This window comes from Enhygromyxa salina (genome assembly GCF_002994615.1).
Taxonomy (GTDB): Bacteria; Myxococcota_A; Polyangia; order Nannocystales; family Nannocystaceae; genus Plesiocystis; species Plesiocystis salina_A.
In genome coordinates this window covers 12,517-37,453 of record NZ_PVNK01000198.1, presented here as the reverse complement: position 1 = coordinate 37,453, position 24,937 = coordinate 12,517, and the positions used below count along the sequence as shown (strand labels likewise).

Annotated in this window: 16 protein-coding genes; 11 read left to right on the top strand and 5 right to left on the bottom strand. The window is 68.9% G+C overall.

Going from position 1 to position 24,937, the window contains the following annotated elements; genetic code table 11:
• Positions 1–146: 146 nt before the first annotated feature.
• Entirely contained in the window at positions 147–1,196 is a 1,050-nt protein-coding gene (locus tag ENSA5_RS22975; protein WP_146156015.1) for a DUF5050 domain-containing protein, read from the bottom strand.
• Positions 1,197–1,251: 55 nt separating this feature from the next.
• Here ENSA5_RS22975 and ENSA5_RS22970 point away from each other — a divergent pair, with 55 nt between their 5' ends.
• From ENSA5_RS22970 to ENSA5_RS22960, 3 genes are all read left to right on the top strand, one after another.
• On the top strand, positions 1,252–3,591 hold the full coding sequence (locus ENSA5_RS22970) for a hypothetical protein (RefSeq protein ID WP_146156014.1): 2,340 nt from the start codon (positions 1,252–1,254) through the stop codon (positions 3,589–3,591).
• Positions 3,592–3,813: 222 nt separating this feature from the next.
• The gene (locus ENSA5_RS22965) at positions 3,814–4,980 is read left to right on the top strand and encodes a pyridoxal-dependent decarboxylase (RefSeq protein WP_219906837.1); all 1,167 of its coding nucleotides are present in this window, start codon (positions 3,814–3,816) and stop codon (positions 4,978–4,980) included.
• Positions 4,981–5,102: 122 nt separating this feature from the next.
• On the top strand, positions 5,103–6,503 hold the full coding sequence (locus ENSA5_RS22960) for a sodium/glutamate symporter (protein ID WP_106393831.1): 1,401 nt from the start codon (positions 5,103–5,105) through the stop codon (positions 6,501–6,503).
• A gap of 2 nt (positions 6,504–6,505) precedes the next feature.
• Here ENSA5_RS22960 and ENSA5_RS22955 read toward each other — a convergent pair whose 3' ends face one another.
• Positions 6,506–8,710 carry a hypothetical protein gene (locus ENSA5_RS22955; protein ID WP_106393830.1) on the bottom strand — a complete coding sequence of 735 codons (2,205 nt, stop codon included), beginning with the start codon at positions 8,708–8,710 and terminating at the stop codon, positions 6,506–6,508.
• Between the two features lie 84 nt (positions 8,711–8,794).
• Between ENSA5_RS22955 and ENSA5_RS22950 the strand changes: the two genes are divergently transcribed.
• From ENSA5_RS22950 to ENSA5_RS22930, 5 genes are all read left to right on the top strand, one after another.
• Positions 8,795–9,883 carry a C45 family autoproteolytic acyltransferase/hydrolase gene (locus tag ENSA5_RS22950; protein ID WP_106393829.1) on the top strand — a complete coding sequence of 363 codons (1,089 nt, stop codon included), beginning with the start codon at positions 8,795–8,797 and terminating at the stop codon, positions 9,881–9,883.
• Positions 9,884–10,277: 394 nt separating this feature from the next.
• Positions 10,278–11,549: a hypothetical protein gene (locus ENSA5_RS22945; RefSeq protein WP_146156013.1), complete on the top strand. Its 1,272-nt coding sequence runs from the start codon at positions 10,278–10,280 to the stop codon at positions 11,547–11,549.
• Entirely contained in the window at positions 11,549–12,667 is a 1,119-nt protein-coding gene (locus ENSA5_RS22940; RefSeq protein ID WP_106393827.1) for a hypothetical protein, read from the top strand. The genes ENSA5_RS22945 and ENSA5_RS22940 overlap by 1 nt, the downstream gene beginning before the upstream one ends.
• A 404-nt stretch (positions 12,668–13,071) precedes the next feature.
• Positions 13,072–14,343, top strand: a complete 1,272-nt coding sequence (locus ENSA5_RS22935) for a hypothetical protein (RefSeq protein ID WP_146156012.1) — start codon at positions 13,072–13,074, stop codon at positions 14,341–14,343.
• Positions 14,343–15,455: a hypothetical protein gene (locus ENSA5_RS22930; protein WP_106393825.1), complete on the top strand. Its 1,113-nt coding sequence runs from the start codon at positions 14,343–14,345 to the stop codon at positions 15,453–15,455. Before ENSA5_RS22935 ends, ENSA5_RS22930 begins: the two co-directional genes overlap by 1 nt.
• Positions 15,456–15,804: 349 nt before the next feature.
• Here the strand turns inward: ENSA5_RS22930 and ENSA5_RS22925 are convergent, their stop codons facing one another.
• Entirely contained in the window at positions 15,805–17,397 is a 1,593-nt protein-coding gene (locus ENSA5_RS22925) for an alkaline phosphatase family protein (RefSeq protein ID WP_181198049.1), read from the bottom strand.
• A gap of 499 nt (positions 17,398–17,896) precedes the next feature.
• Between ENSA5_RS22925 and ENSA5_RS39315 the strand changes: the two genes are divergently transcribed.
• The 3 genes from ENSA5_RS39315 (at position 17,897) to ENSA5_RS22905 (ending at position 20,570) form a co-directional block, all read left to right on the top strand.
• Entirely contained in the window at positions 17,897–18,031 is a 135-nt protein-coding gene (locus ENSA5_RS39315) for a hypothetical protein (protein ID WP_258182986.1), read from the top strand.
• Positions 18,032–18,036: 5 nt separating this feature from the next.
• Complete coding sequence (locus ENSA5_RS22910; RefSeq protein ID WP_106393822.1) at positions 18,037–18,873, top strand: hypothetical protein; 837 nt, start codon at positions 18,037–18,039, stop codon at positions 18,871–18,873.
• A gap of 221 nt (positions 18,874–19,094) precedes the next feature.
• Positions 19,095–20,570, top strand: coding sequence for a zinc ribbon domain-containing protein (locus ENSA5_RS22905; protein ID WP_106393821.1), 1,476 nt, complete (start codon positions 19,095–19,097; stop codon positions 20,568–20,570).
• Here the strand turns inward: ENSA5_RS22905 and ENSA5_RS22900 are convergent.
• Positions 20,564–21,547, bottom strand: a complete 984-nt coding sequence (locus ENSA5_RS22900; protein WP_106393820.1) for an SPM autocatalytic domain-containing protein — start codon at positions 21,545–21,547, stop codon at positions 20,564–20,566. The genes ENSA5_RS22905 and ENSA5_RS22900 overlap by 7 nt on opposite strands.
• A 48-nt stretch (positions 21,548–21,595) precedes the next feature.
• A complete protein-coding gene (locus tag ENSA5_RS22895) occupies positions 21,596–24,904 on the bottom strand; it encodes a hypothetical protein (RefSeq protein ID WP_106393819.1) in 3,309 nt (1,102 codons plus the stop codon).
• Positions 24,905–24,937 lie beyond the last annotated feature (33 nt).

Sequence of the window (24,937 nt, the reverse complement as noted above, 5' to 3'; positions counted from 1 at the left end):
GGTCTAAACGAGCCCCCTTCTAGGGGGCCACGGAGGCCACCGCGAAGCCCATACCAGCCCACCGAGCGACGAGCGCAGCGAGGAGCGACCGGCCGCTCGCGGCCGTGCGTGGCAAAGTCGCAGACGGCCATGGGGGTTTAAAATGACTACTTGCCCCTCCAAAACACCTTCTGGTCCTCGACCCAAAACACATTGTAGCGATTGCTAACAACATTGCGATCGCCGGACCCCGCGAGGATCTCAACCTCGGTCCCCGTCCGAGCCAGGCGTCGAAGCTCGCCGCCGCGGACCGTGGTCAGGTAGATGTGGCGCTCGTCGGTGAACACCTCCATGAACCCGGGCAGGCCGCGCTTGCGCGCGAGCACCTCGGTGTCGCCGCCCGCGATCTCGCGGCGGTAGAGGCTGTGGAGGGGCTCGCCCTCGTCGTCGGCCCAGGTCACCCACAGGAAGTCGTCGCCGTCGACGGCCAGGCTCGCAAAGGTCTCGTCGCTGCGCAGGAGCTCGCGGCCCGACCTCGCGCCGTCCCACTCGTAGACCGCCCAGGTGCCGTCGCGGCGGGCCCGGGTCGTCCAGTAGAGGGTCTCGCCCTCGCCGCCGAGCAGCGTGCGCACGACCCCGCGGCGGCGGGCGACGAGCTTGGGCCTGCCGCCGTCGCGGGAGAGCGTGTAGAAGCCGCCCTCGTCGATCTCGTCGTCGGGCCGGGTGAAGTAGACGACGTCGGGGCGGATGACCCAGCTGTGGCCGGAGATGTCGCTGATCCGATCGTGGTCGCCGCCGTCGGTTGCGAGCGAGCGCAGGCCCGGTCCGTCGGGCGAGTCGTGGCGCTCGTGCCAGTAGAGGCGGTCGTCGATCAGCTCGAGGGTCGTCATCGGCACGAACGCGCCCTCGGCGATGACCTCGGGCATGCCGAGCAGCGGGACCCGCACGATGATGCCCGTCGGTGTGTCGCTCGCGGTGGCCTGACCGGCCTCGCGATCCGCACCCTGGGCGAAGCGCAGGCCGCTCACGTAGAGAAATTCGGCGTCGGCTGCCATCCCGCGCAGGATGAATTTTGGCGTGTACAGCGGCGTCGGCCGGGCCCGCGCGACCGCCTGGCCGTCGCGCATCGAGACGGACGGTGCCTCGGTGACCACCTGCTCGTCGCACGCACACAGGCCGCCACACAGTGCCAGCGAAACGATGAACCCTCGGCTCACGACACGGTCTTTTAGCACGACACGGTGCGCGCGGGTCTGGCTACACTCGGCGGCGATGCGTCGGCCGATCACTGCGCTGCTGCGAGTCTGCGCAGTGCTGGCTGTGCTGCTCGCCTTGCTCGCCCCGAGCAGCGCGCGCGCGGGCAAGAACAGCATGATCCCGCCGGGGCAGGAGCAGCGGATTCGCGCGTTGGTCGACGAGGCGATCGCGGCCACGCGCGCGGCCGGGGAGCTGCCGGTCGAGATCGAGGAGACGGTCGACATCCACATCGATCGGGACCGGATCCGCGTGTTGGTGCGTCCGCGTACCACGTCGCCGAGCGCCGCGCTTGTGTGGCTGGTCGTGTTTCACCCCGACGCGGTGCCCGAGGATGTCGTCGGCGCGCTCGCGCCCGGGGTCGTGCTGCGCTGCGGTGCCCCGGGCACGCCGCGAGACTGCACGCCCGACGAGGCCGCGCCCTGGGGTCCGCTCGCGGGGCGCATCGCCGAGGCTCGAGCGCCGGTCGCGGATCAGATCTGGCAGGTCGAAGAGCAGCCGGTCGTGGCGAGGGCCGAGGACTCCGGACCCGCGCCACGCTCGATGGTCTGGGCCGACCGCGGCGCGGCGATCGGCGCGGCCCTGCTCGGGCTCGGGCTCGCGGTGTTCGGCGCGTCCACCCGCCGCGATGGGCCTGGGGCGATCCGCTGGTCCGAGCTGTGCGCGCTCGCGCTGCTGCTCGCGCTGTTCGTCGGCGCGACCTTGAAGTTCACGGTGTTGCTGCCGCTGCACGAGCACAACAGCTTCATCGCGCGGTCCGACTGCGCGGTCGAGCCCCGCTGCACCGAGGATCCGGCCGGGGCCTGGAACATGACGACGATGCACGTCTACGGGCTCGTGCTCTCGTCGCTGCCCTACCGCGCGAGCGTGCTCTCGGCCGTGAGCCTCGTGAGCTCGGTCGTGGTCTTGATCCTGCTGTGGGCGCTGGCGCGGGTGCTGATGCGGGCGCTCGGTCGGCCCGAGCTCGGGGCGGTCGCGGGGCTCAGCGCGGTCGCGGTGCTCGCGACTCATCCGGTCGCCTGGCGACTCGCGGGCTCGGCCACCTTTTGGCCGTGGGTGATCGCGTGGACCTTCGGGGCGGCGCTCGCCGGGCTGTGGGCGAGCAGCGCGTGCGCGGACGAGGATCGACGCACGCGGATCGCGGGGGCGCTCGCGTGGATCGTGGCCGCGACCTGCCTGGCGGTCGCCTGCGGCGGCAATTTCGTGCTCCTGACCCTCGGCGTGGGTCTGGGCCTCGGCCCCCTGTGCTGGACCCGGGCGTGGGCCGGCGAGACGAGCTGGCGGGCGGCGCTCCTGCGCCTGGTGATCGTCGGAGTCCCTGCGCTCGGAATGTTCGCCCTGGTCGCGACGCAGGACTACTTCGCTGGCTACGCGCGCGCGTTCGCGGAGTCGGGGCTCGACGACTCGGTCCGCGTGGGCGCGATGATCCGCGAGCTCAACCCCTTGCTCCTCGATCGCCGGATCTCCGCGCTGGTGTGGGCTGGCCCCTTGGTGCTCGCGCTCGCGTGGTTGTGGCCGAGCGCGGGGGCCCGGCGGGCGTGGCTCGATCCGCTGCGGACACTGCTCCCGCTCGTCTACCTGTGGCTGGTGCCCGCGGCCTTCCTCGGCCTCGCGGCCGCCGAGGTCGTCGGCAGCGGCTACCCGGTCGGGTTCATCAACCACCACTGGGAGCTGTGCTTCACGGCGCTGGGGGCCGGCCTCGGCGTGGCCTGGCTCGTCGCGGAGCTCGAGCGCAGGCGCCCGCTCGATCAGCTCCTCGGTGGCCGCGCCCCCGCGTGGCTCAGCTGGTCGCGCGCCGTGCCGAGCGCGCTCGCGCTGCTGGCCCTCGGCCTCGGCCCGCGCGCCGACGAGGGCTGGCGCTTCGCGACCGGGGAGCGCGTGCTCGAGCGTGAGCTCGTCGCGCTCGAGGCCGCGTTCGCCGAGCTGCCCGAGCACGACGTGCTGATCGTCCCGCCGCGCGTGCTCGAGCCCACGACCGACGCGCCGAGCCAATGGGACCCCCTCGAGGTCGTGTTCCCGGCCGGCTTCTACGCCCACGCCATGCGCGAGCGCGGGCTCGAGCCCGCCCGGGTCGTCAGCCTCGATCGGATGACCGAGCTCGAGCTTCGCCCGGGCGCGCGGGTGCTGCTCTACCTCGGGTCGAGCCTGCGCAGCTATCAGCCCCACGAGATCGAGGCGGGCGCGGTCGACGACGGCCTCGAGCGGCCGCCGCTGCTGCGCGTGCACGACGACTGGGAGTTCGAGCGCGCCCGCGAATTCGTGGTTGCGACCGCGCAGCACGAGGCGATCAGTCAGCGCCTCGGCGCCGATCGTCAGGCCGAGGTCGAGCTGGGCTTCTTCTGGCTGCGGCCGCGTTAGCAGGCTGTTCGGCAGCGGCGCCCCCAGTATGAATTTTGCGCGAGCGAACGCGGGCTCGAAGCCTCAGAAATTCGAATGGACGGATTTCATCGGCGTGACCTCCTCGGCCTAGGCGGAGCGGCCGCAGCGGCGCTGGCGACAGGCTGCTACCCCGCTCCTTCGCGCGAGCGGAGGAGCCGCGGCCCGACCGCAGCGAAGCTCACCCACCCGCAGCTGCAGGCGATGGCCGGCCTGCCCGAGCACAAGCGGCTCCTGCTCGGCTACCCGGTCAACATGGTCACGCCGCCCGAGGCCTTCTTCGCCTGGCGCCGGGAGCTCGCGCTCGTGGGTCTGGATCAGTTCGCCTTCAACAACGTCGGCGATCCCTACGAGCACAGCCACATCGAGTTCAACAGCCACGCGTTCGAGCGCGAGCTGATCACCCGCTTCGCCGCGCTGTATCGGTTCTCCGCGGACGACACCTGGGGCTTCCTCTCGAACAGCGGGACCGACAGCAACATGCACGGGCTCTACATGGGGCGCAAGCTCCTGACCGGTCGGGCCGGGGTCCCGCCGAAGATCTACTTCACCGCCGAGGCGCACTACTCGATTCAGATCCTCGCCGACTTGCTCGGGCTCGAGCGGGTCGAGGTCGGGACCGAGGTCGACGGTCGGATGAGCGCCGACTCCCTCGGTCTGAGCTTGGCCGAGCACGCGGACCACCCCGCGCTGGTGGTAGCGACGGTCGGGACCACCTTCAAGGGCGCGGTCGATTCCGTCGACGAGATCCAGGCCGCGCTCATCGGGCGCGAGGCCTATCTGCACGTCGACGCGGCGCTGTTCGGGGGCTATTTGCCGCACACGGCCTTCGCCGACGAGCTCGCCCAGCGAGCAGGCGGGGCGTCGCGCTACGACTCGATCGCGGTCTCGTGCCACAAATTCTTCGGCTTCCCCTCGCCGGCTGGAATCTACATCTGCACGCGGGCGGCGTTCGACGAGTTTCGAGCTCACTTCAGCCAGGTCCACAACCCCGAATATCTGCTTCAAGTCCCGGGCACGATCACCTGCTCGCGCGACGCCGTGAAGCCGGCCGAGTTTTGGTTCTTCAGCTCGCGCGAGGCCTTCGCCAGGCAGCGGGCGGACGCCAAGCAGATCTTGAGCGACGCCAGCTACCTGTACGGCGCGATGAAGACCCGCTTCCCCGAGCTCGAGCCCATTCGGGCCAACGCGCTCTCGAACACCGTCTACTTCAAGAAGCCGAGCGACGAGGTGGTCTCGACCTACACCCTGGCGACGATGAAGCTCCGGCGGGACGGGGCGCAGGTGCCCTATGCGCACGTCGTGGTCATGCCCCACGCGACCCGTGCGGTGCTCGACCAATTCTTGAGCGACCTCGGCCGCGCGGGGTAGCTCGAGCGGCGATCATTCCTCGGTGCAGCCGCTCGTGTCGACGGTGCACTCGGAGGTGCACAGCTGAGGCCCGCGCACAGCTGGCCGACAGGGCCAGGTCTCGGTCGGGGCTGTGCTGATGTATGCTCCGGCAGCCGGAGCAGGCGACGACGACCATGCAATTTTGGGCCAGCGGCGGGGCGCTCACCGCGATCACGATCATCGTCCTGCTCCTCGCCTGCGAGGTGATCGCGCGCCTCATCCCCCCGCTGCGCCGCCTCGGCCTCCCGCTGGCGATCCTCGCGGGCGCGATCGGCCTGCTCCTCGGTGACCAGGCCCTCGGCCTGTTATCCCTCGACATCGAGCTGCTCGAGTCCGTCGTCTACCACGGCCTCGCGATCGTGTTCATCTCGGTCAGCCTCAAGGCCCCGAGCGAGGGCGGTCGCACGGCCGGCTCGCGCTCGATGGCCTTCGCGATCGTGGCGATGATGGCGACCCAGGCGGTCGTCGGGCTGGGCGTGATCCTCGCGCTCGACAGCACCCTCCACCCAGGCTTTGGCCTGCTCTTGCCGATGGGCTTCGAGGAGGGGCCGGGTCAGGCGCTGTCGATGGGCGCGGCGTGGGACGACGGCGGGCTCCCGAACGGCGCCCAGGTCGGGTTGATCATCGCGGTGATCGGCTTCGGCTGGTGCGTCCTCGCAGGCGTTCCGCTCGTGATCTGGGGGCGGCGCAAGGGCTGGGCGGCTCGCGATCAAAGCGCCGCGGGGGGGCGCGAGGCCGAGACGATCACCGTGCCTCAGCCCGAGCCCGGCAGCCTCGACACGCTGACCACTCAGGCCGCGGTCGTCGGGCTGTGCTACCTGCTGACCTGGGCGCTGTGCACCGGGCTGGCCCGCGCGCTCGCGAGCATGCCGGACCTCGCGGCGATGGTCTGGGGCTTTCACTTCATCTTCGGCGCGGCCGTGGCCATGGCCATGCGCCCGCTCCTCGCCCGCCTGCCTGGCGGGACGCCCGTCGACGACCGGACCATGGGTCGCGTGGGCGGGTTCACCGTCGATGTCATCACCTGCGCGGCCCTGTCCGCCGTGCAGATCGCCGTGCTCCGCTCGCACTGGCTGCCGATCGTGCTGGTCACGACCCTCGGCGGGCTGTGGACGCTGGTGTTCGCGATGTGGATGGCGCGCAGGGCCTGGACCGAGGCGCCCTTCGAGCACGCGGTGCTGTGGTTTGGCATGTCGACGGGCACGCTGCCGACGGGCCTGGCCCTGCTCAAGGTCGTCGACCCGGACATGCGCAGCCCCGCGGCCGTCAGCGCGGTGTTCGGCTCGGCCGGCTCGGTGATCGGGGTCGGGCCGCTGCTGATGGGCCTGGTGCCGATGACGGTCGCCGCGTACGGCGGAGACTGGCCCGGGCGCGGGTGGCTGATGCTCGGGGCGTTGGTCGGCTATTCGATCGTGGTGATCGGGCTCTGGCGTGCGTTCGGCGGGCTGCGCTTTCGCGGGCCGCTGCTGTCAATGTGGCCGGACCTCGAAGAGCCCGGCTGAGCTCACCACGAGACCTTCCAATTGATCGACATCGTGTCCCCGGTGAAGGTGGGGAAGCGGACGCTTTGCAGCACGCGCGTCACGCATTTCACGGCCTCCGGCACCTGGGTCGGCGAGAGCTCGAGCGCGCCGACGCGACCGGTGGGATGGATGTCCATCGTCAGGGTGAGCTGGGCGCTCAGATCGAGCGGACATTCCTGCAGCGCCTCGAGCTGGGCGTTGAGCACGCCGAGCATCTGCTCGCTCGTCAGCTGCTCGGGCGGGCCTTCCTCGTCGGCCTCGCCGGCCTCGTCGGCCTCGTCGACCTCGTCGACCTCGTCGACCTCGTCGGCCTCGAAGCTCGGGCTGTCTCCGGCTGCGATCGCCGCCTCGATCGCGTCGCGCGACATCCGTGGCGCGAGCGGGACATCGGGGATGATGCCGTCGCTCGGACCGCCGCCCTCGTCGATGCTGATCAGCACGTGAGTCGGCGGCAGGAGCCAGCGATCGGTGACGATGATCATCGGCTCGAGCTCCAACACCGCCATGAACGCGCCGTCGGGCGCGTCGTCGTCTTCGTCCTGGGCCGCGGTCGGGTGGCCGTCTTTCACCGCGCAGGTGCTGAAGCCGACGTCCCCGCCGCCGTAGATGCGCCGCCGTGGCTCGCCGCAGTCGACGTACCAGCGGCAGTTGAGCGACTTCCCAGGGTTTGGTTCGATCCAGATCTCGCAGGATTCGCCGAGCTCGAAGCCTGCCACGTCCGCGGGACCGGTGATCTTTCCCGTGTAGTGGTGGAGGCCGCTGAGCACTTCGGTCTCCGCGATCTCAGGGGCGGGCTCGTAGCTCGGGAGCTCGACCGGCTCGTAGCTCGGGACCTCGATCACCTCCGGTTCGGGGGCGGTGAACACGGGCGGGGGATTCTCGTAGTTGTCGTCGATATCGTCGATGACCCCGGCTACGCACATGCCGCACATGACCATGGCGCCGAGGACGACACCCATCACCTTGCCCGGTTTTGCCGGAGAGGCTGCGGCGGCCAGCGCCGCGGCCTCGGCCTGACGTTTGCGCGCCGCGTTTGCAAACGCGATGGCCCGGGCCGAGGGGCTTTGCTCGTGCTGGTGGCTCGGTTGGTGCAGTGGAGGCGGCGAAGGGGACGCGCTCGGCCAGCTCCGCGACGGGATAGGGGGTGGCTCGTTGTCGTCGTCGTCGTAGATCGACTCGAGGGCCTCGTCGAAGTCCCCGAACTCCTCGGCCGCGTCGGGCTCGTCGGCGTCCTCGCTCCCGCCGTCCTCGAAGTTCCTGGTGTCCTCGTTGACCCACGCCTTCGCAAACAGATCGCCGCTGTGGTCCTGGCGATGGGTCGTCCGCGCCTTCCACCCGGTGTTGCCGCGGAGCAGATCTTCGAAGTCCATCGAGGCGTCGACGGCCGACTGGTAGCCGTCTGCGCCGGCCCCGAGCATGCGATCGACGGTGTGGCCGAGCGCGCCCGTGAGCCGGGCGCGGGCCTGCGCGCGCTGCTGGGCGAGGCTCTGGTCGGCGATCCACTCGCCGGTCGCCGCGTAGTAGATCGAGCGCCCGAGCTGCTGCAGATCCGTGGCCCGGCGGGCGCCGTCGTCGGGTCCGGTCTCGGTCATGAAGGCGTCGGCGAACTGGCTGTCCTGCTCGCGCACGAGCTTGGCCCACTCGAAGCCAAAGAGCACGGCCTGGTCTTGGGCGAGGAAGCCGATCTTGCCGGGGTGGATGTGCCCGTGGACGATCGCGGGCATCGATCGGTGGGCCTTGGCGAGGCCCTTGAGCAGATCCGCGATGATCTCGAACAGCAGCGACTGCTCGAAGGGCCCGCGCTTGCCGACCACGGCCTCGAGGGTGCCGCCCTTGATCCAGTCCATGACCACGTAGGGGCGGCGGTCGCTGCGGGTCCCGATCTCGCGGATCGTGACCAGCCCGCGCCCGCCGAGCTCGGCGAACAGGTGGTTGCCCTCGATGAAGCGCTCGACGGCCGCGGGATCGTCGGGCTCGTCGATGAACAGCACGGCGAAGGTCCGACCGAAGCCGTCGTCGACCGCCTCGTAGAGCTCGCCGCCCGAGATCTTTCCGCGCGCGGCGACGAGTCGGTAGCGATAGGCGATCTGAAGCCGGCCGTCGCAGCTCGGGCAGCGCTCGAGCGCCTGGTCTGGAGCTTCGGAGCTGATGGCGTGGCCACAGTAGGGACAGGGGTAGGCCGCCATGCCCCGCACCATAGCAAGCTTGAGCGCGAGGGTCGCGGTCGACGCGGCGCTTGCCGGCCACGCGGGCCGCAGTACCATCCCGGCATGCGCGTTCTGAGCTTCTCGGGCACACTTGCCGCGATCGGCGAGGCCTTCGGTGAAGAGTGTCGGGCCGACATCCCCCAGCTCTACGCGGCCCGCCTGCGCAACGCCATCGCCCAGGCCGAGCTCCACGGCGGCCGCGACGTCGGCGAGGAGGCCGTGCTCGACGTCGCCCGACAGTGCATCGAGCCGACCCGAGCCCACCACCCGGACGGCTTCGCCGAGCTCGAGGGCATCGCACGGGGCGCCGGTTTGGCGGTCGAGAAGATCCTGGCGATGAACGGGCTGACCGACATCCGCGACGTGCTCGCGTGGGGCGGTGAGCTCGAGGCCCTCGGCGGGTGCACGTCGTTCGTGGTCGCGGGTGATCGGACCCGCAGCGGCAAGCTGCTGTGCGGTCAAACCTGGGATCTGGCGACCGACAACATGCCGCACGTGCGCGCCGTCCATCGTCGGCCGGATCAGGGCCCGCAGACCTGGACCCTGACGACCGTCGGCTGCCTCTCGCTGATCGGGCTCAACGAGGCCGGGATCGCGATCGGGACGACGAACATCCGCACGACCGATGCGCGGCCCGGGGTCACCTACCTGAGCCTGATCCACAAGGCGCTCGCGGCCACGACCCTCGACCAGGCCGCGGCCGCGATCCGCTCGGCGCCGCGGGCCGGGGCGCATTTTTTCTATCTGGCCGACGGGCAAGGTCACGGCCTCGCGCTCGAGTGCACGCCGACCCACGTCGACACCGTCGCGGTCGACCGTGGGGTGCACGTGCACACGAACCATTGCTTGGTTCCGGAGCACGCCGCGATTGAGGGCAAGACGCCCTCGGCCTCCTCGCATGATCGCTACGATCGGCTCATGGCGCTGATCGAGGGCGAGGCTGGCGGCGCGGCTCTCGACAGCGCCAAGCGGTGGTTTGGCGATCGCGAGAACGGCGACAACGCGATCGCGCGGGTCGACTTCAACGGCATCAGCAGCAACGGCGCGGTGGTGATGGAGCCGGAGTCGGGCACGATCCACGCGTGCCACGGGCCTGCCCACGAGGCCACGTGGGTCGACCTGCGGGCGAGCTCGCCGACGACGCCAGCTTGACCGCCCCGAGGCGCTCACCGACGCGCAGCAGCTGCTTGAGCTGCGCTTGGGTTGCTGGCTCTGATCCGGAGCCAGGGCGCGGAGCGGCTCGACACGCGGGGTTGGGCGCGGGCGCGGCTGGGCGCGCTGCGCGGCTCGGCGGCCACCGACCCGGAACATCGGTCTGGTTCTAAGCTGTAGATTTGCCTGACGACATGGCCGCCTGGGTCGAATCTCCGGGGTGTGCCGATGTCCCGTTCTTCTACTTACGTTCGTAACTAAATTGATGACAAAATTGCCGATACGCTGAAATGCTTCGCGTCTAGCCGCGCCCAGGCGCCGGCCTAGACTTCGTCGTGGGATGTCTCGATACCACCGACCTATAAAAGCCCACCCTATACTGATCCTCGCCGTCTTGCTCGGAGCTTGTGCCGATGAGCAGGAACTCGACCCCATCTGCGAATGGGTGGTTGATAAGAATGAATGCGGCGGAGTCAACGCCGGGGAGACGGGCGCCGGTGAAGAGGACGAACAGGGGGAAGAAGGTTACCCCTGCACGCTGGCAGCTGATGGCCAGACGCGAACAGTCTACCAGTGCGAGGGAAATTTCTCTGCGTCGATCTCCTTCACCACACTCCTGGGCGACTGCGCCCAAACCCTCGGTGACCCCGAGAAGTGCGACGAGACCCACGACTTCGGCCCACACGACGAGCCCTACGAGATGCCGGCGGTCATGGCCTGCTGCGACCCCGAAGATCCGCCCAACCTGGACCTACTCGTCAAATACTGCGCCTCCGACATGGTCGAGCAGGTCTGTCGGTCGATCCCCATGCGCATTCAATACATGATCGACAGCGGAGACTTTTTCGTGGGCGAGAACCAAGCTCAGAAGCTGCAAAATTGGCTCGCCGGCCATCAACAGGACTGCTTCAACGCGCTCTACAAACTCACCGACGTCCCCGGCAAGCTCACGCCTGTCTCGTGGACCATAAATAACGGTAAAAACGGTGACTGGCCCGGCTTGAATGGCTTCGTCATCACGCTGGGGTCGGCGCAGGTGGACTCGGCGTCGCTCCCCGAGAGTGAAGACGACTACCTCAGCTGCCACGACAACGACTTCAACAACACGGAGTTCTTCGAAGAGGCCGTGCCAATCTCGCCGGGGATCAACAGCGTCACGCACCTCGTTGAGTCTTCTCCCGCCAGCGTCATGGGCCCTGAATTGCACGGCGGGCAGGTGTTTGGCGTCGGGAGCTTCGCATCTCAGGCGACCGACTGTGCCGCCCCGTGGTGCTCCCAACTCGAGATCACCGAGGGTGAGCCTTACGGGGGCTGGACCCTCGAAGAGCTCGAGCTTTACGGTGACGGGCCCGCCTCCTTGACCAACGGCATCGCGGTGCTGCCGGTCGAGCGCGTGGCGATTCGTCTCTATCAAGTGGGGCTCGGCGCGATCCAAAGTGATCGCAGCGGCGCTCCGGTCTACGCGATCCAAGCCGGCGAGGCGCACTTTGTCCTCAGCGGCGTGGGGGCGGGGGCGGTCTACGACCTGCGCTGGGGCACCAACGCGTCCGCGATCACCGCGCGCAAGGACGGCAGCGGATGGGTCATCGACAGCTTCGTGATCGAACACTTCGACGCAAAGGGCGAGCGCTGGACCGTCACTGTCCCCCACACAAGCTGGCTCTAATGGCACGGATCAAACGACAAAACCACGGGCACCTCGGGCTCCTGGCGGTGAGCCTCGTCGTGTTCGCCGGGTGTCAGCCCGATGCCCCGAATTGGCGCGACGAGTACACCTATGTGTGGGAGGGCGAGCACGTGTCGGTGTACGGCTACGAGCGCGGTGAAGAGGATGCTTGCGGCGGGAGCCTCGAGGCGGTGGACAGGCACTCGGCCTCGCTCGTCGAGTTCTTCGGTTTTGACGAGTCTCTGCACTATGACTACCGCTGGATGTCTCAACAAATCTGGGAGGGCAAGTGCCCGCCGGAATTCGGCGCGTGCACGGCCGCGGGCGTCCCTCACACCCGGACCGTCCCGGACATGCACGAGACCTCGCACGCCGTGAGCTACACCGGCCGAGGTCGCTTCTGCCCGAGCGTGATCGAGGAGGGGCTCGCCGAGTACTTCGCCGAACCACGCTTCCGCGACGATTGGCGCTGGTGGACTGATCCCGAGCTCCCGGGGGAGATCGGCGAGCTCCTGACCGCCGCGCCAGTGCCGTTTGGGCGCTACCGCCGGGCGGGGCACTTCGCCTCGTTCCTCGTCGAGAGCTACGGCTCGGAGGCCGTGGCCGCGCTATGCGAGGCGATACCCTTCGACAACGCAATCGAGGACTGGAAGGACGCGACCCGAGCGGTCCTCGGGGTCGAACTGCAAGATCTCCTCGATGACTATGGGAGCTATCCCCTGTGCCACAATCAACAGTACCGCGCGCGTCTGGGGGAGTGCGGGGGCGAGCCCGACGCCACCGCAGACCCCGACGAGGAGGTCGTGTTCGAGGTCTCGATGGATTGCGGTGACCCGGGAACGATCGGCCCGCTCCGGAGCCATACGGTGGCGACGCGACGTATCTGGTTTCCCGAAGAGATGAGGACGGGGGTATTCATCGTAGGTGAAGACGGCGAGGCTGCGACGCTGGACTTCAACATTCAACAGTGCGCGCCGTGCTCCGCCGAGCCGGATTTCTACACGAGCACAGATCTGACGACGGTGTTCAATTTTCGCGCAGGCATGTATGAGCTCATCTTGTTCGCCGAGCCGGAGCAGTCGCAGACCCTGACCATTCGCCTGGCCCCCTTTCCTTGACGCGCCCGACTAGCAGCCCGTGGTGCAATGCCTCGCGCCGCCTCGCTTGGGCTTTTCGCCGAGGGCTTTGTCGCCAAAACTTGCAGTACGCCCGGTACTCGACACGCGGGGTTGGGCGCGGGCGCGGCTGGGCGCGCTGCGCGGCTCGGCGGCCACCGACCCGGAACATCGGTCTGGTTCTAAGCTGTAGATTTGCCTGACGACATGGCCGCCTGGGTCGAATCTCCGGGGTGTGCCGATGTCCCGTTCTTCTACTTACGTTCGTAACTAAATTGATGACAAAATTGCCGATACGCTGAAATGCTTCGCGTCTAGCCGCGCCCAGGCGCCGGCCTAGACTTCGTCGTGGGATGTCTCGATACCATCGACCTATAAAAGCCCACCCTATACTGATCCTCGCCGTCTTGCTCGGAGCTTGTGCCGATGAGCAGGAACTCGACCCCATCTGCGAATGGGTGGTTGATAAGAATGAATGCGGCGGAGTCAACGCCGGGGAGACGGGCGCCGGTGAAGAGGACGAACAGGGGGAAGAAGGTTACCCCTGCACGCTGGCAGCTGACGGCCAGACGCGAACAGTCTACCAGTGCGAGGGAAGTTTCTCTGCGTCGATCTCCTTCACCACACTCCTGGGCGACTGCGCCCAAACCCTCGGTGACCCCGAGAAGTGCGACGAGACCCACGACTTCGGCCCACACGACGAACCCTACGAGATGCCGGCGGTCATGGCCTGCTGCGACCCCGAAGAGCCGCCCAACCTGGATCTACTCGTCAAATACTGCGCCTCCGACATGGTCGAGCAGGTCTGTCGGTCGATCCCCATGCGCATTCAAAACATGATCGACAGCGGAGACTTTTTCGTGGGCGAGAACCAAGCTCAGAAGCTGCAAAATTGGCTCGCCGGCCATCAACAGGACTGCTTCAACGCGCTCTACAAGCTCACCGACGTCCCCGGCAAGCTCACGCCTGTCTCGTGGACCATAAATAACGGTAAAAACGGTGACTGGCCCGGCTTGAATGGCTTCGTCATCACGCTGGGGTCGGCGCAGGTGGACTCGGCGTCGCTCCCCGAGAGTGAAGACGACTACCTCAGCTGCCACGACAACGACTTCAACAACACGGAGTTCTTCGAAGAGGCCGTGCCAATCTCGCCGGGGATCAACAGCGTCACGCACCTCGTTGAGTCTTCTCCCGCCAGCGTCATGGGCCCTGAATTGCACGGCGGGCAGGTGTTTGGCGTCGGGAGCTTCGCATCTCAGGCGACCGACTGTGCCGCCCCGTGGTGCTCCCAACTCGAGATCACCGAGGGTGAGCCTTACGGGGGCTGGACCCTCGAAGAGCTCGAGCTTTACGGTGACGGGCCCGCCTCCTTGACCAACGGCATCGCGGTGCTGCCGGTCGAGCGCGTGGCGATTCGTCTCTATCAAGTGGGGCTCGGCGCGATCCAAAGTGATCGCAGCGGCGCTCCGGTCTACGCGATCCAAGCCGGCGAGGCGCACTTCGTCCTCAGCGGCGTGGGGGCGGGGGCGATCTACGACCTGCGCTGGGGCACCAACGCGTCCGCGATCACCGCGCGCAAGGACGGCAGCGGATGGGTCATCGACAGCTTCGTGATCGAACACTTCGACGCAAAGGGCGAGCGCTGGACCGTCACTGTCCCCCACACAAGCTGGCTCTAATGGCACGGATCAAACGACAAAACCACGGGCACCTCGGGCTCCTGGCGGTGAGCCTCGTCGTGTTCGCCGGATGCCAGCCCGATGCCCCGAATTGGCGCGACGAGTACACCTATGTGTGGGAGGGCGAGCACGTGTCGGTGTACGGCTACGAGCGCGGTGAAGAGGATGCTTGCGGCGGGAGCCTCGGGGCGGTGGACAGGCACTCGGCCTCGCTCGTCGAGTTCTTCGGTTTTGACGAGTCTCTGCACTATGACTACCGCTGGATGTCTCAACAAATCTGGGAGGGCAAGTGCCCGCCGGAATTCGGCGCGTGCACGGCCGCGGGCGTCCCTCACACCCGGACCGTCCCGGACATGCACGAGACCGCGCACGCCGTGAGCTACACCGGCCGAGGTCGCTTCTGCCCGAGCGTGATCGAGGAGGGGCTCGCCGAGTACTTCGCCGAACCACGCTTTTACTGGCGCTGGTGGACTGACCCCGAGCTCCCGGGGGAGATCGGCGAGCTCCTGACCGCCGCGCCAGTGCCGTTTGGGCGCTACCGCCGGGCGGGACACTTCGCCTCGTTCCTCGTCGAGAGCTACGGCTCGGAGGCCGTGGCCGCGCTATGCGAGGCGATACCCTTCGACAACGCAATCGAGGACTGGGAGGACGCGACCCGAGCGGTCCTCGGGGTCGAACTGCAAGATCTCCTCGATGACTATGGGAGCTATCCCCTGTGCCACAATCAACAGTACCGCGCGCGTCTGGGGGAGTGCGGGGGCGAGCCCGACGCCACCGCAGACCCCGACGAGGAGGTCGTGTTCGAGGTCTCGATGGATTGCAGTGACCCAGGAACGATCGGCCCGCTCCGGAGCCATACGGTGGCGACGCGACGCATCTGGTTTCCCGAAGAGATGAGGACGGGGGTATTCATCGTCGGTGAAGACGGCGAGGCCGCGACGCTGGACTTCAACATTCAACAGTGCGCGCCGTGCTCCGCCGAGCCGGATCTCTACACGAGTACAGATCTGACGACGGTGTTCAATTTTCGCGCGGGCATGTATGAGCTCATCTTGTTCGCCGAGCCGGAGCAGTCGCAGACCCTGACCATTCGCCTGGCCCCCTTTCCTTGACGCGCCCGACTAGCAGCCCGTGGTGCAATGCCTCGCGCCGCCTCGCTTGGCCTTTTCGTCGAGGGCTTTGTCGCCAAAACTTGCAGTACGCCCGGTACAGCGGCGTTTTGGCTTCGCGCCCTCGGTGAAAAATCCGGCGCGAGGCGACACGATGCATTGCACCACGGGCTGCTAGACTTAAATCAAGCGCTGCGCGCTCGACTCAGGCCTTCTAATCTTCAAGGGGCCTCTCGAAAAGGCCCCTCGCTGCGGCGGCGAAGCCCCCTCCGCTGACCCCAAACGCTCGCCTTTCGGCTCGTACTCGCCCTAAGTCATCCAGCTTTTCAAATCAGCGCTCGATTTAGGGCTGCTAGACCAGCTTGACCGCCCCGAGGCGCTCACCGACGCGCAGCAGCTGCTTGATCTGCCCACGCACCCGCTCGGTCATCTCGGGCGTGATCGGCCAGTTGCCGGTCACCCGCATCAGCTCCTCTTGCGAGGTCTCGACGCCACACTGCGCGAGCACCTCTTTTTCGGGGATGACCACGATCGGCAGCGGCGCGGGCGGGCTCGGGTTGTCGATCTTGGTCGGGTCGATGCACGAGGCGAGATCGTTGACGTTTTCGGTCCGCGAGTTGAGCTCGGGCAGGCCGAACTTGCGCGTGACCGTGGCCGGGAAGCTGGCGTGATCGAGGACCGTGTGGTTGACGCAGCCGCTGCGCACGTGGGGACCGATCACCACCGAAGGTACGCGGAAGCCCTGGTTTTCGAACTCGGGCCCTTCATCGTCGGGCGTCGTGCCGGGCACGACGTGATCGTAAAAGCCACCGTGCTCGTCGTAGGTGATGACCAGCAGGCACTTGTCCCAGTACTGCGACTGGGCCAGGGCCTGGTAGATTGTGGCGATCAAGGCCTGGCCCAGCATGATGTTGTGGGACGGGTGATCGTCGTTGCTCATGAAGTCGGGATCGATGATCACGACCTCCTCGAGCACGCCGTTGTCGATGTTTTCAAAGAATTCGTCGAAGCTGTCGGTGCCCGAGAAATCGCCAGGGAAGGCGCCCCAGCGCCACGGGACAATACCAGCGTAGTAGTTGTTGTTGGAGATCCCGCCGTCGTCGCAGACGTCCTGGATGGTCGTGTAGGTGAAGGGGAGAAAGGCCGGGACGTTCTGCTTTCCACCGTTGGAGGTGGCGCAGTGGAGGTAGTAGCGGTTGGCCCAGGTCCCTCCGAGCAGCGAGCAGTGCCAGGCGTCGCACAGCGTGTAGTTGTCGGCCAGGGCGTAGAGCACGGGCAGATCGTCGCGGTTGTGGTAGCCCATGACCTCGTGCTTGACCGAGTCGTCGTGCTCGGCGATGTGCTCGGTCACGAAGCCGTCGAGGGCGCCGTTGTTCCACTGCGCGTGGACCTCGTCCCACTGGTGGGGCGGATCGAGGGGCTCGTAGTTGTCGAGCTTGTTGACCAGGATGTCGTTGCCCTGACCGTCGGGGTTGCTCTCCGTCCCGCTGAGGCCGTTGACGTCGGGGTGCTCCTCCTCGAGCTGCAGCGCGCCGAAGTAGTGATCGAAGGAGCGGTTCTCCATGCACAGGACGATGATGTGCTCGACGTTGACGAGGGCCTCCTGGACCGAGAGCTTGGTGTTGTCGACGCAGGCGTCGTCTCCGTCTCCGTCGCCGTCTCCCGGGTCGCCGTCGCCGTCGCCGTCACCGTCGTCGTCGCCGTCGTCGTCGCCGTCTCCGTCGCCCGGGTCGCCGTCGCCGTCGCCGCTCGCCATCGTCGTGCCGGTCTCGTCGCTATCTGTGCCCCCATCGCCGCCCGTCTCCGTGTCGCCGGTCTCGCCCTCCCCATCGCCGGTCGAGGCTGTGCACCCGACGGCAGCGGTGCCGACGAGCGCCGACATCCCCTGGAGGGCGCGGCGGCGCGAGAGCAGCTTGCGGACCGAATCCAAGTATTTCTTCGTCATGGCGACGCGGTATCCTAACAAGGCCACGGCGGGTTGGACATCGCGGCCACCCATGAGCCCGCGGTGGATCGTGCCCTGCAGCCAGGTTCGGCGCTGAGGCGGGCCTCGAGGACGTCGTGGTGCCGCCGCCAGGGGAGCGCGACTGACTGGTCGCGCGGGCCGCCGAGCTGCTCGAGCACCTCGCCCACGTCCACCGCCTGCTCACGGGTCTGGCCGAGCCCGACGACCCGCGCCTGATCGATGTCTTTATCGTCTCCTGACTCGGGCCGGCGCCCCGACAACCTCGCCAGTGCTTGAGACTTTCGGAGCGCTCGGATAGGGTGGCACCATGACTGTTCGCAAGCGGGCCCGGAAACTGTTGAGTTCAAACGCCCGTATGGCGACGCTCGTGTGTGTTGGTGTTGCAGAGACGGCGTGTAACCTCAGCGTCTCAAACGAACCGCAGGGGACCACGGGCACGGACAGCACGAGCACGGGCACGGAGACCACCAGCGCGGGCATGGACACGAGCACGGGCGGCGAGACAGACACGGGCACGGGCGGCGAGACAGACACGGGCACCGAGACGGGCGGCACGGAGGGCGGCGCGAGCCCGCTGGGTGCCGAGCAGCATGTTGGCCCCGGGCTCCAGTGAGTCTGGTGATTCCAAAGCCGGCCGAGTGGCCCACCGACGAGCTCGAGCCCTTCGAACTCGAGCTGTTTGGAGAGGGCCCCGAGCGACGCTATCGACGCATGCGCCCTGAGGTCGAGGCGATGCCGTGGGACGACTTCGACGCGTCGGTCTACGAGGAAGACGTGCTGTTGATGGCCCGCGGCGCCTGGACGCGCGCTGCGTTCCAAGAGCACCGGACCGCGGCGGCCACCCTCCTCTCGCTGCGGGCGATGGTCGAGGCCCGGGCGCCGCTGGATCTGATCGGTTTCGCCACTCGCTTTCCCCAAGACGAGCTGGTCCATGTCGAGCTGTGCGCTCGCATGGCCGGCGCGCTCGGTGGCGGCACTAACATCCTCCACCGGCCGCAGGAGCTGATCCGCGATCCGCTCTCGTCGCTGTCGCCGCTGATGCGGGCCGCTGACATCGTCGTTCGGCTCTACTGCGTGGGCGAGGCTGTGAGCATTCCGCTGCTGCGGGGGGCGTGGCACGCCGCCAAGCACCCGCTGCCCAAGGCGATCCTCGGGACCATCGTGCGCGACGAGGCGGCGCATGGGACCTTCGGCTTTTGGTTCCTCGATTGGGCGTTGCCGCTGCTGAGCCCCGGCGAGCGGGCGGAGCTGGCGAACTCTGCCGAGCGAGCGATCGCACCGATCGAGCAGCTGTGGCACGAGATTGCCCAGGGGGCGGCGCCACAACCCGACTCCGAGGCTCACCCGCTGGGGTGGATGCATTCGGACACCTACCTCGAGATGGCCCACGCGGCGATGCAGTCCCAGGTGCTGACGCCGCTGCGTGACCGAGCAATCCCAGTCCGCTCGCTCTAGACGTTAAAGACAGTCTCCCAGGACCTGGGGGCCGAGCGCAGCGAGGTTGTCGGGGCGCAGCCCCGAGTCAGGAGACGCTAAAGACAGTCTCCCAGGACCTGGGGGCCGAGCGCAGCGAGGTTGTCGGGGCGCAGCCCCGAGTCAGGAGACGTTAAAGACAGTCGGCGAGGGCAGCGGTGGGCTCTCGTCAGCCTGCGGTGGGAACGTGCTATGGACCCGCCATGCTCGGCGCCGAGGCGGATCCCAAGGACGTCACGCTGCCCCCGCCAGGGGAGCGCGAGTGGCTGATCGCGCAGACCGCCAAGCTGCTCGAGCACCTCGCCCACGTCCGCGCCTATGTGGGCGCGCCGCTGCTCGAGCCGACCCCCGAGTACTTCCCGGACCGCTGGGTCGGCGGTGAGGCCAGCGTGCGTCGCCTGGTCCTGCGACTGCTGCGCTACGCCGGGCACGAGGGCCTCGACGCCGAGGTCGTGATCCACGACGAGGACCCCGCGCGCCGCGCTGAGGTCGTTGGCAAGCCCGCGCCGATGCGCGGCAAGGATCCCGTCGCGTGGTTTGTGCGCCGCGAGGGCAAGGTCTTGCACTTCGCCTGTGAGCTGATCGTGCTGCGCGAGCCCGAGAACCTGGTCCCGGCTCTGGCCCGCGCGGTCGCCCACGCCCACCGCGTGCTCACGGGCCTGCCAAACCCCGACAACCAGCGCCTGATCGATGTGACCGGTGTGGCCCTGGGCTTTGGCCTGATGACGACCGACGCGAGCCAGCGCTTCTACGCCAAGTCCGCGGGGGGCTTTCGGGCCACCCGGGCCGAGTTTCGCCTCGGCGCGCTCTCGGTCCAGGACATGAGCTTTCTGCTCGCGATGCAGCTTGAGGCCCGGGGCTACGATCGGCGCAAACGTCGGCGGCTGCTGGCCAACCTCCAGCCCAACCAGGCCGGGTTCGTGCGCGTGGCCCAGGCCTGGCTCGCCGATCAGCAGCCGCCGATCCGCGCCCGCCTCGGCCTGCCCGAGCCCGCCGGGTGGCCCGCGCCGCCGGATCTCGACGAGCTCACCGGTCCGCTCGTGGATCCCCGCCGCAAGGCGAGCCCCGAGCAGCTGATCTCGGGCTCGGGCGTGTTCGGTCTCGACGACGAGGAAGAGGCCGAGGACGACGAGGAGGGCGGAGACGAGGAAGCCGAGACGCGCCGCGACATCGACCGGGGCATCCGCGAGGCCAACGTCGGCAAGCCCGTGTTTCGGATCGAGCGCAGCGGCGCCCTGCGCATGGCCAAGGTCCTCGGCTTCCCAGTCCTGATGCTCGGCGGGCTATTCAGCCGCGGCAAGTTTGGCGTCGAGGTGCCGATGGAGATCGTCGTGCCCTCGGCCGTCGGCCTCGCGGTGCTCGGGCTCGCAATCGGCAGCCTGTTCACGGACCGCCGCTGCTCCGAGCCCAAGTGCGGGACCAAACTCCGCGAGCAAGACGAGGTCTGCCCGCTGTGTGGCGGCGTGGTGATGGGCGTGATCAACCATCCCAAGGAGCGCCTCGGCGCCGAGGAAGAGCTCGTTCGCGCGGGCAAGGTCACCGCCGAGGGCCTCGTCGCGGGGTGGGTGCCCGAGGAGGACGAGGACGACGAGGACGACGGCGACGAGCTCGAAGAGGACGACGAGCTCGAAGCCGATGACGAGCTCGAAGCCGACGACGAGCTCGAAGACGATCAGTGACAAGCGAGGTACACGTCGACGACCTCACCGACCCCGCCCGCGTGCTCGAAGCTCGCGCGCTGGACCCCGCAGTTGCCCCGCTCGTCACAGTCGACGGCGATGTCGAACTCGACCGGGAGGCTGTTGACGCCGCTGTCGAGCAGGGGCGTGAGCTCGTCGGGGGTCGACACGCGGTCGGCGTCCCAGTCGCGCCACAGCATCAGCTCGTCGAAGCGCGGGTCGGCGCCGTCGATCAGGTCGTTGCCGTCGGCGTCGAGCTCGGCGAGGGCGGCGAAGCCGTTTGGAGCGTGGTTGCCGTCGAGCAGCTGGGTACCCGAGCCGAACAGCTCGTGGCCTCCGTCGATCATGCCGTTTTGATCGAGGTCGATGACCAGCCAGGGGGTGGCCGCGCTCGGCCAGTCCGTCGAGATGCACGAGTCGGCGCGCATCGAGATGTCGAAGGTGGCGGCGGGCGTTGACTCGGCCGCGATCATCTCGACCGGCGAGGCGTCGAAGCTCAGGACCAGCGGGGTGTCGCAGTACTGCTCTTGCCAGTAGGGGACGCCGCCCGCGAGCTCACACAGGTAGTCGATGTCGCCGCAGGGGTCGCCCCACTCCTCCTCCCCCTCTCCCTCCCCCTCTTCGACCGGCGGGCCCGGGACGTGCTTCCACTCGCCGGGCTCGCACTCGACCTCCTCGGGTGCGAGGCAGGGGCCGTACTGCCGCGCGTCTGCGCTCTCCATGTAGGCGCAGTAGGCCACTTCGCCCTCGTCGCCACACGAGACGGCCTCGCCAAGGTTCGTGCACGCGGTGCCAGTTAGGGCCTGAGGTTCCGCGTCGGGGTCTTCAGGATCCGCGTCGGGGTCTTCAGGATCCATGGCGGGGTCTTCAGAATCCGACACCTCATCGTAGGACTCGATGGTTCGGTCGCACGCGCTGAGGGTCAGGCCGCCGAGCACGGCGAAGGTCAAGGTAGAGATGAGCTGCAAGGTCTTCATGGCTTCAACCTGGGGGTGCCGCGAGGGCGGCGGATCGATCACGCCGACTCAGGCGGCGGCGATCCACAGCTCGCGCGCCGCCGCTTGGACGTCGAGATCCGCGTCCTCCCGCAGCGTCGCCAGGCGCTCGACCCAGGTCGCGGTCCAGCCCGAGCGGGGTCCGAACTCGGCCAGCATCGCGAGCGCGACGATCCGGCCGCTCGGCCCGCTGGCGATGAGCGTGTCGACGACCGCCTCCGCGTCCTCATCGGTCCAGTTGCGGGCCTCGCTCGTCGTCGCGGCAGCGGCCGCGGCGCGCTCGAGCGTGCGGGCGCACCTCGGCGTCGGTGCGCTGGCGAGGAGTTCGGTCAGCACGGCGCCGAGCCTGCCGTTGGCGCTCGCAGTGACCCGCAGCCGGGCGCCAGCGGTCCACCAGCGTGGCTGAGCGAGGAGCCGCTGTGCGAGGCGCTCGACCAGCGTCGCGTTGACCGGGTGACGATCCGCGCCGAGCAAGTCGAGGACCCGGACCAGTCGCTGATGGCCGACGCGGTCGCGCTCGCCCGCGGGCGCGATGTCGCGATCGGCAGCGACGACGAGGGCGTCGACGAGCTCGGCGCAAGCGCCATGCGTCGCGCTCGAGCGCGTGCCCTGGGCGAGCACGCGAGCCGCGGCCTGCCAGGGGTCGAGGGGATCGAGCCTGGCGATGACCCGGGCCGCGAGCTCGACCACGGCGACCGGGGCGGCGGCAGACCAGCCACTTCCAAGGGCCCCAAACAGCGCCGCGCGGGCGGCCGGGCCGGGGTGATCGGCGATCGCAGCCATGACCTCGACGTAGCGCTCGCGGTAGGCCGCGGGCACGTTGAGCAGCGGGACCTCGACGACGGCGCGGGCGATGTCCGGGTCCTCGTCGGACGCGGCGCTGGTCAGGATCTCCCACGACTCGGGCTGGCTCAGGACCGAGCGCGCGGCGTGGAGCGCCGCGATCCGGACGTCGCGATGCAGGGGCTTGGCCCAGGCCTCGCGCAGCAGCTGCAAGGCTCGCGGCGTTGCGAGCTGACCGAGGAGGCGCAGGGCCTCCTTGTGTACGGTGACCTTGAGCCGGGGGCGGCCGAGGAGCTCGGCGAGAGCCTCGACGAAGCGCGCGCGCGGGATCAGCCGGGCGAGCTGCGGCATGGCGTACATGGCCACCCGGGCCCGATCTCCGTCGAGGTGCTCGAGCAAGATCGGCAGCGCGGGGCTCGGATCGTCGACCGAGGGCAAGGCCCCGAGCGCGGCCTCCTGGACGTTGACGTCGGTCGACTCGAGCGCGCCGAGCAGATCGGCGACGCGGGTCAGGGGGACCCGGGCCCGCATCTTGACCAGCGCGGCCCGGGTCTGGGCGAACTGGCGGGGCTCGGCCTCGCCGGCCTCGATCAGCTCGAGGTACTGGCGCTGCAGCGCCGTCGGCCAGCGCTCGAACCCGCGCCGGACCGCCGGGATGAACACGACCTTGCCGTTGTGGAAGCGCCCGCGCGGGGCGGATGTCGCGAAACGATCGACGAGCAGGGTCTGGCGTCGGCGGTGGCAGTGCTCGAACACGCCCGCGAGGTAGAGCGCCGAGCGGTCGCGCTTGACCAGCTCGCGGACCCGAGCGTCGCGGGTCTTGGGATCGGCGATCCACAGCCGGGCCGCGTGGCTGGCGTTGGTTTTTTGCCCGCGCCAGATTATGTCGCCGATCAGCGCGCCGAGCTCCTCGACCTCCCACGCGCGCTTGCCCAGGGCCGTCCACAGTCGGAACACGTGCTGCTCTTGCTGGCGCCGCCTGGCGTCCTCGATCCAGGGTCGCAGGACCTTGAAGATCGCCTGCTCGGCGCCCCGGGGCAGGTTGTGATCGAGGCGTGGGAGGTTCAGGGTCCCGGCCTGGCCCGCGAGACGCTCGAGGATGCTCAGGCCGGCCTTGAACATCGCGGAGCGCGGCTCGGTCGCGCGGGAGATCAGCAGGCGCTGGGCGAGGCGCGCGGCCTGGAGCCGGGTCGCGTGGGAGGTGTCGCGGGCCTCGAAGATCGGCGAGACGACCGCGTCGAGGGCCGCGGGGTCGTCGAAGTGTCGAGCCGAGACCTTGGCCAGGGCGCTGAGCACCGCGAGGCGAACGGGGTCTTGCTCGTTGCGGATCCGAGCGAGCCACGCGAGGGTCTGGGCCATCCCTGCGCGCGAGCGGGCGCTGCTGAAGATCATCGCCGCGTGGGCCTCGGCGCGCTCGCTCGCCTGGGCCGCGCGGCCCTCGGCCTCGAGCAGCGGCCGCGCGGCGTCGATCGAGCGCAGCCCAAGCAGCTCGCGCCGCCAGCTCCCGTCGGTCTGGGCCCGGCTGAGCTCGAGCATGCGCGCGGTCTCGCGGTCGCGCAGCGATCGCGGCAGCAGGGCGAGGAGCTCGACGGGCCACTCGATCAACGCGAGCTCGAGCTTGGTGGTCGCGGCCTCGAACAGCTGACCGCGGCGGACATGCGGCATCCGGGCCACGAGCTGAGCGAGCAGGTGCGGCGCGTGGGCGTGCGCGAGGCCGCGACACAGGGGCGCGAGGGCCTCGTCGTCGAGGCGGGCCGCGGCCTTGGCCAGGCCGGCCGGGAGCGCGCGGCGGCTCAGCCACGGGATGCGTGGGACCAGCCAGGCGATCGCGCGCTGGGGGGACCAGCGGATCAGCTCGGGGAGGGCGCCATTGAGCACCTGGGGCAGGCTGTCGGCGTCGGCGAAGCGCTCGACCCAGTCGGCGAGGGCCGCGGGCTGGGTCCGCGCCAGGCTCGTCCACACCCCGGCGCGGAAGCGTCGCCAGATCAGGTCCGGGCGCTCGGGGTTGGCGGCGAACAGGCCCTCGACGCGGGCGCGCATCAGGTCGCCCCGATACTTGGCCAGGCGCGCCCACAAGGGCTCCGGCCAGGCCCGGTCGAGCTGCGCGGTGATCATCTCGGTCGAGCAGATCGGGAGCAGGTAGGCCGCCTCGGTCCAGCGCTCGCGCGCGAGCAGGCCGTCGACGAGGACCTCGGCGATCTTCGCTCGGCGGCGTCGGACCAGGTGCGAGAGCAGCCGCCGCAGCGTGCGAGCGTCGAGCTGATCGAGGAGCTCGACGGGGACCTCCTCGGCGTAGCAGCCGACGAGCTTGGCGGCCAGGGCCCGGACGCTGCGCGAGGGGTCATCGGTGAGGGCCAGCCACGGCAGGCGGAGGTCGCGGGTGAGCCACGCGACGTGGAGGGCGAGCCTGCGCTGGTGGACGTCGCCCGACCACAGCTCGCGGCCGAGGGCCTCGACCTCGGCGGCCCCGAGGCCGCTGGCGTGGGCGATGAGCTCGGCGATCCGCTCGTTGTGGTCGAGACGGTCGAGCAGGCGCATGAACACGGCGAAGTCCATGCCCGCGATGCTACCCGCTGGCGGGCTGGCGAG

Excerpts from the sequence above, each read along its gene's own strand:
- ENSA5_RS22960 (WP_106393831.1), top strand. The coding sequence starts at position 5,103 with ATGCTCCGGCAGCCGGAGCAGGCGACGACGACCATGCAATTTTGGGCC.
- ENSA5_RS22895 (WP_106393819.1), bottom strand. The coding sequence starts at position 24,904 with ATGGACTTCGCCGTGTTCATGCGCCTGCTCGACCGTCTCGACCACAAC.
- ENSA5_RS22930 (WP_106393825.1), top strand. The coding sequence starts at position 14,343 with ATGGCACGGATCAAACGACAAAACCACGGGCACCTCGGGCTCCTGGCG.
- ENSA5_RS22905 (WP_106393821.1), top strand. The coding sequence starts at position 19,095 with ATGCTCGGCGCCGAGGCGGATCCCAAGGACGTCACGCTGCCCCCGCCA.
- ENSA5_RS22955 (WP_106393830.1), bottom strand. The coding sequence starts at position 8,710 with ATGGCGGCCTACCCCTGTCCCTACTGTGGCCACGCCATCAGCTCCGAA.
- ENSA5_RS22965 (WP_219906837.1), top strand. The coding sequence starts at position 3,814 with ATGGCCGGCCTGCCCGAGCACAAGCGGCTCCTGCTCGGCTACCCGGTC.
- ENSA5_RS22900 (WP_106393820.1), bottom strand. The coding sequence starts at position 21,547 with ATGAAGACCTTGCAGCTCATCTCTACCTTGACCTTCGCCGTGCTCGGC.
- ENSA5_RS22970 (WP_146156014.1), top strand. The coding sequence starts at position 1,252 with ATGCGTCGGCCGATCACTGCGCTGCTGCGAGTCTGCGCAGTGCTGGCT.
- ENSA5_RS22925 (WP_181198049.1), bottom strand. The coding sequence starts at position 17,397 with ATGACGAAGAAATACTTGGATTCGGTCCGCAAGCTGCTCTCGCGCCGC.
- ENSA5_RS39315 (WP_258182986.1), top strand. The coding sequence starts at position 17,897 with ATGGACACGAGCACGGGCGGCGAGACAGACACGGGCACGGGCGGCGAG.
- ENSA5_RS22940 (WP_106393827.1), top strand. The coding sequence starts at position 11,549 with ATGGCACGGATCAAACGACAAAACCACGGGCACCTCGGGCTCCTGGCG.
- ENSA5_RS22950 (WP_106393829.1), top strand. The coding sequence starts at position 8,795 with ATGCGCGTTCTGAGCTTCTCGGGCACACTTGCCGCGATCGGCGAGGCC.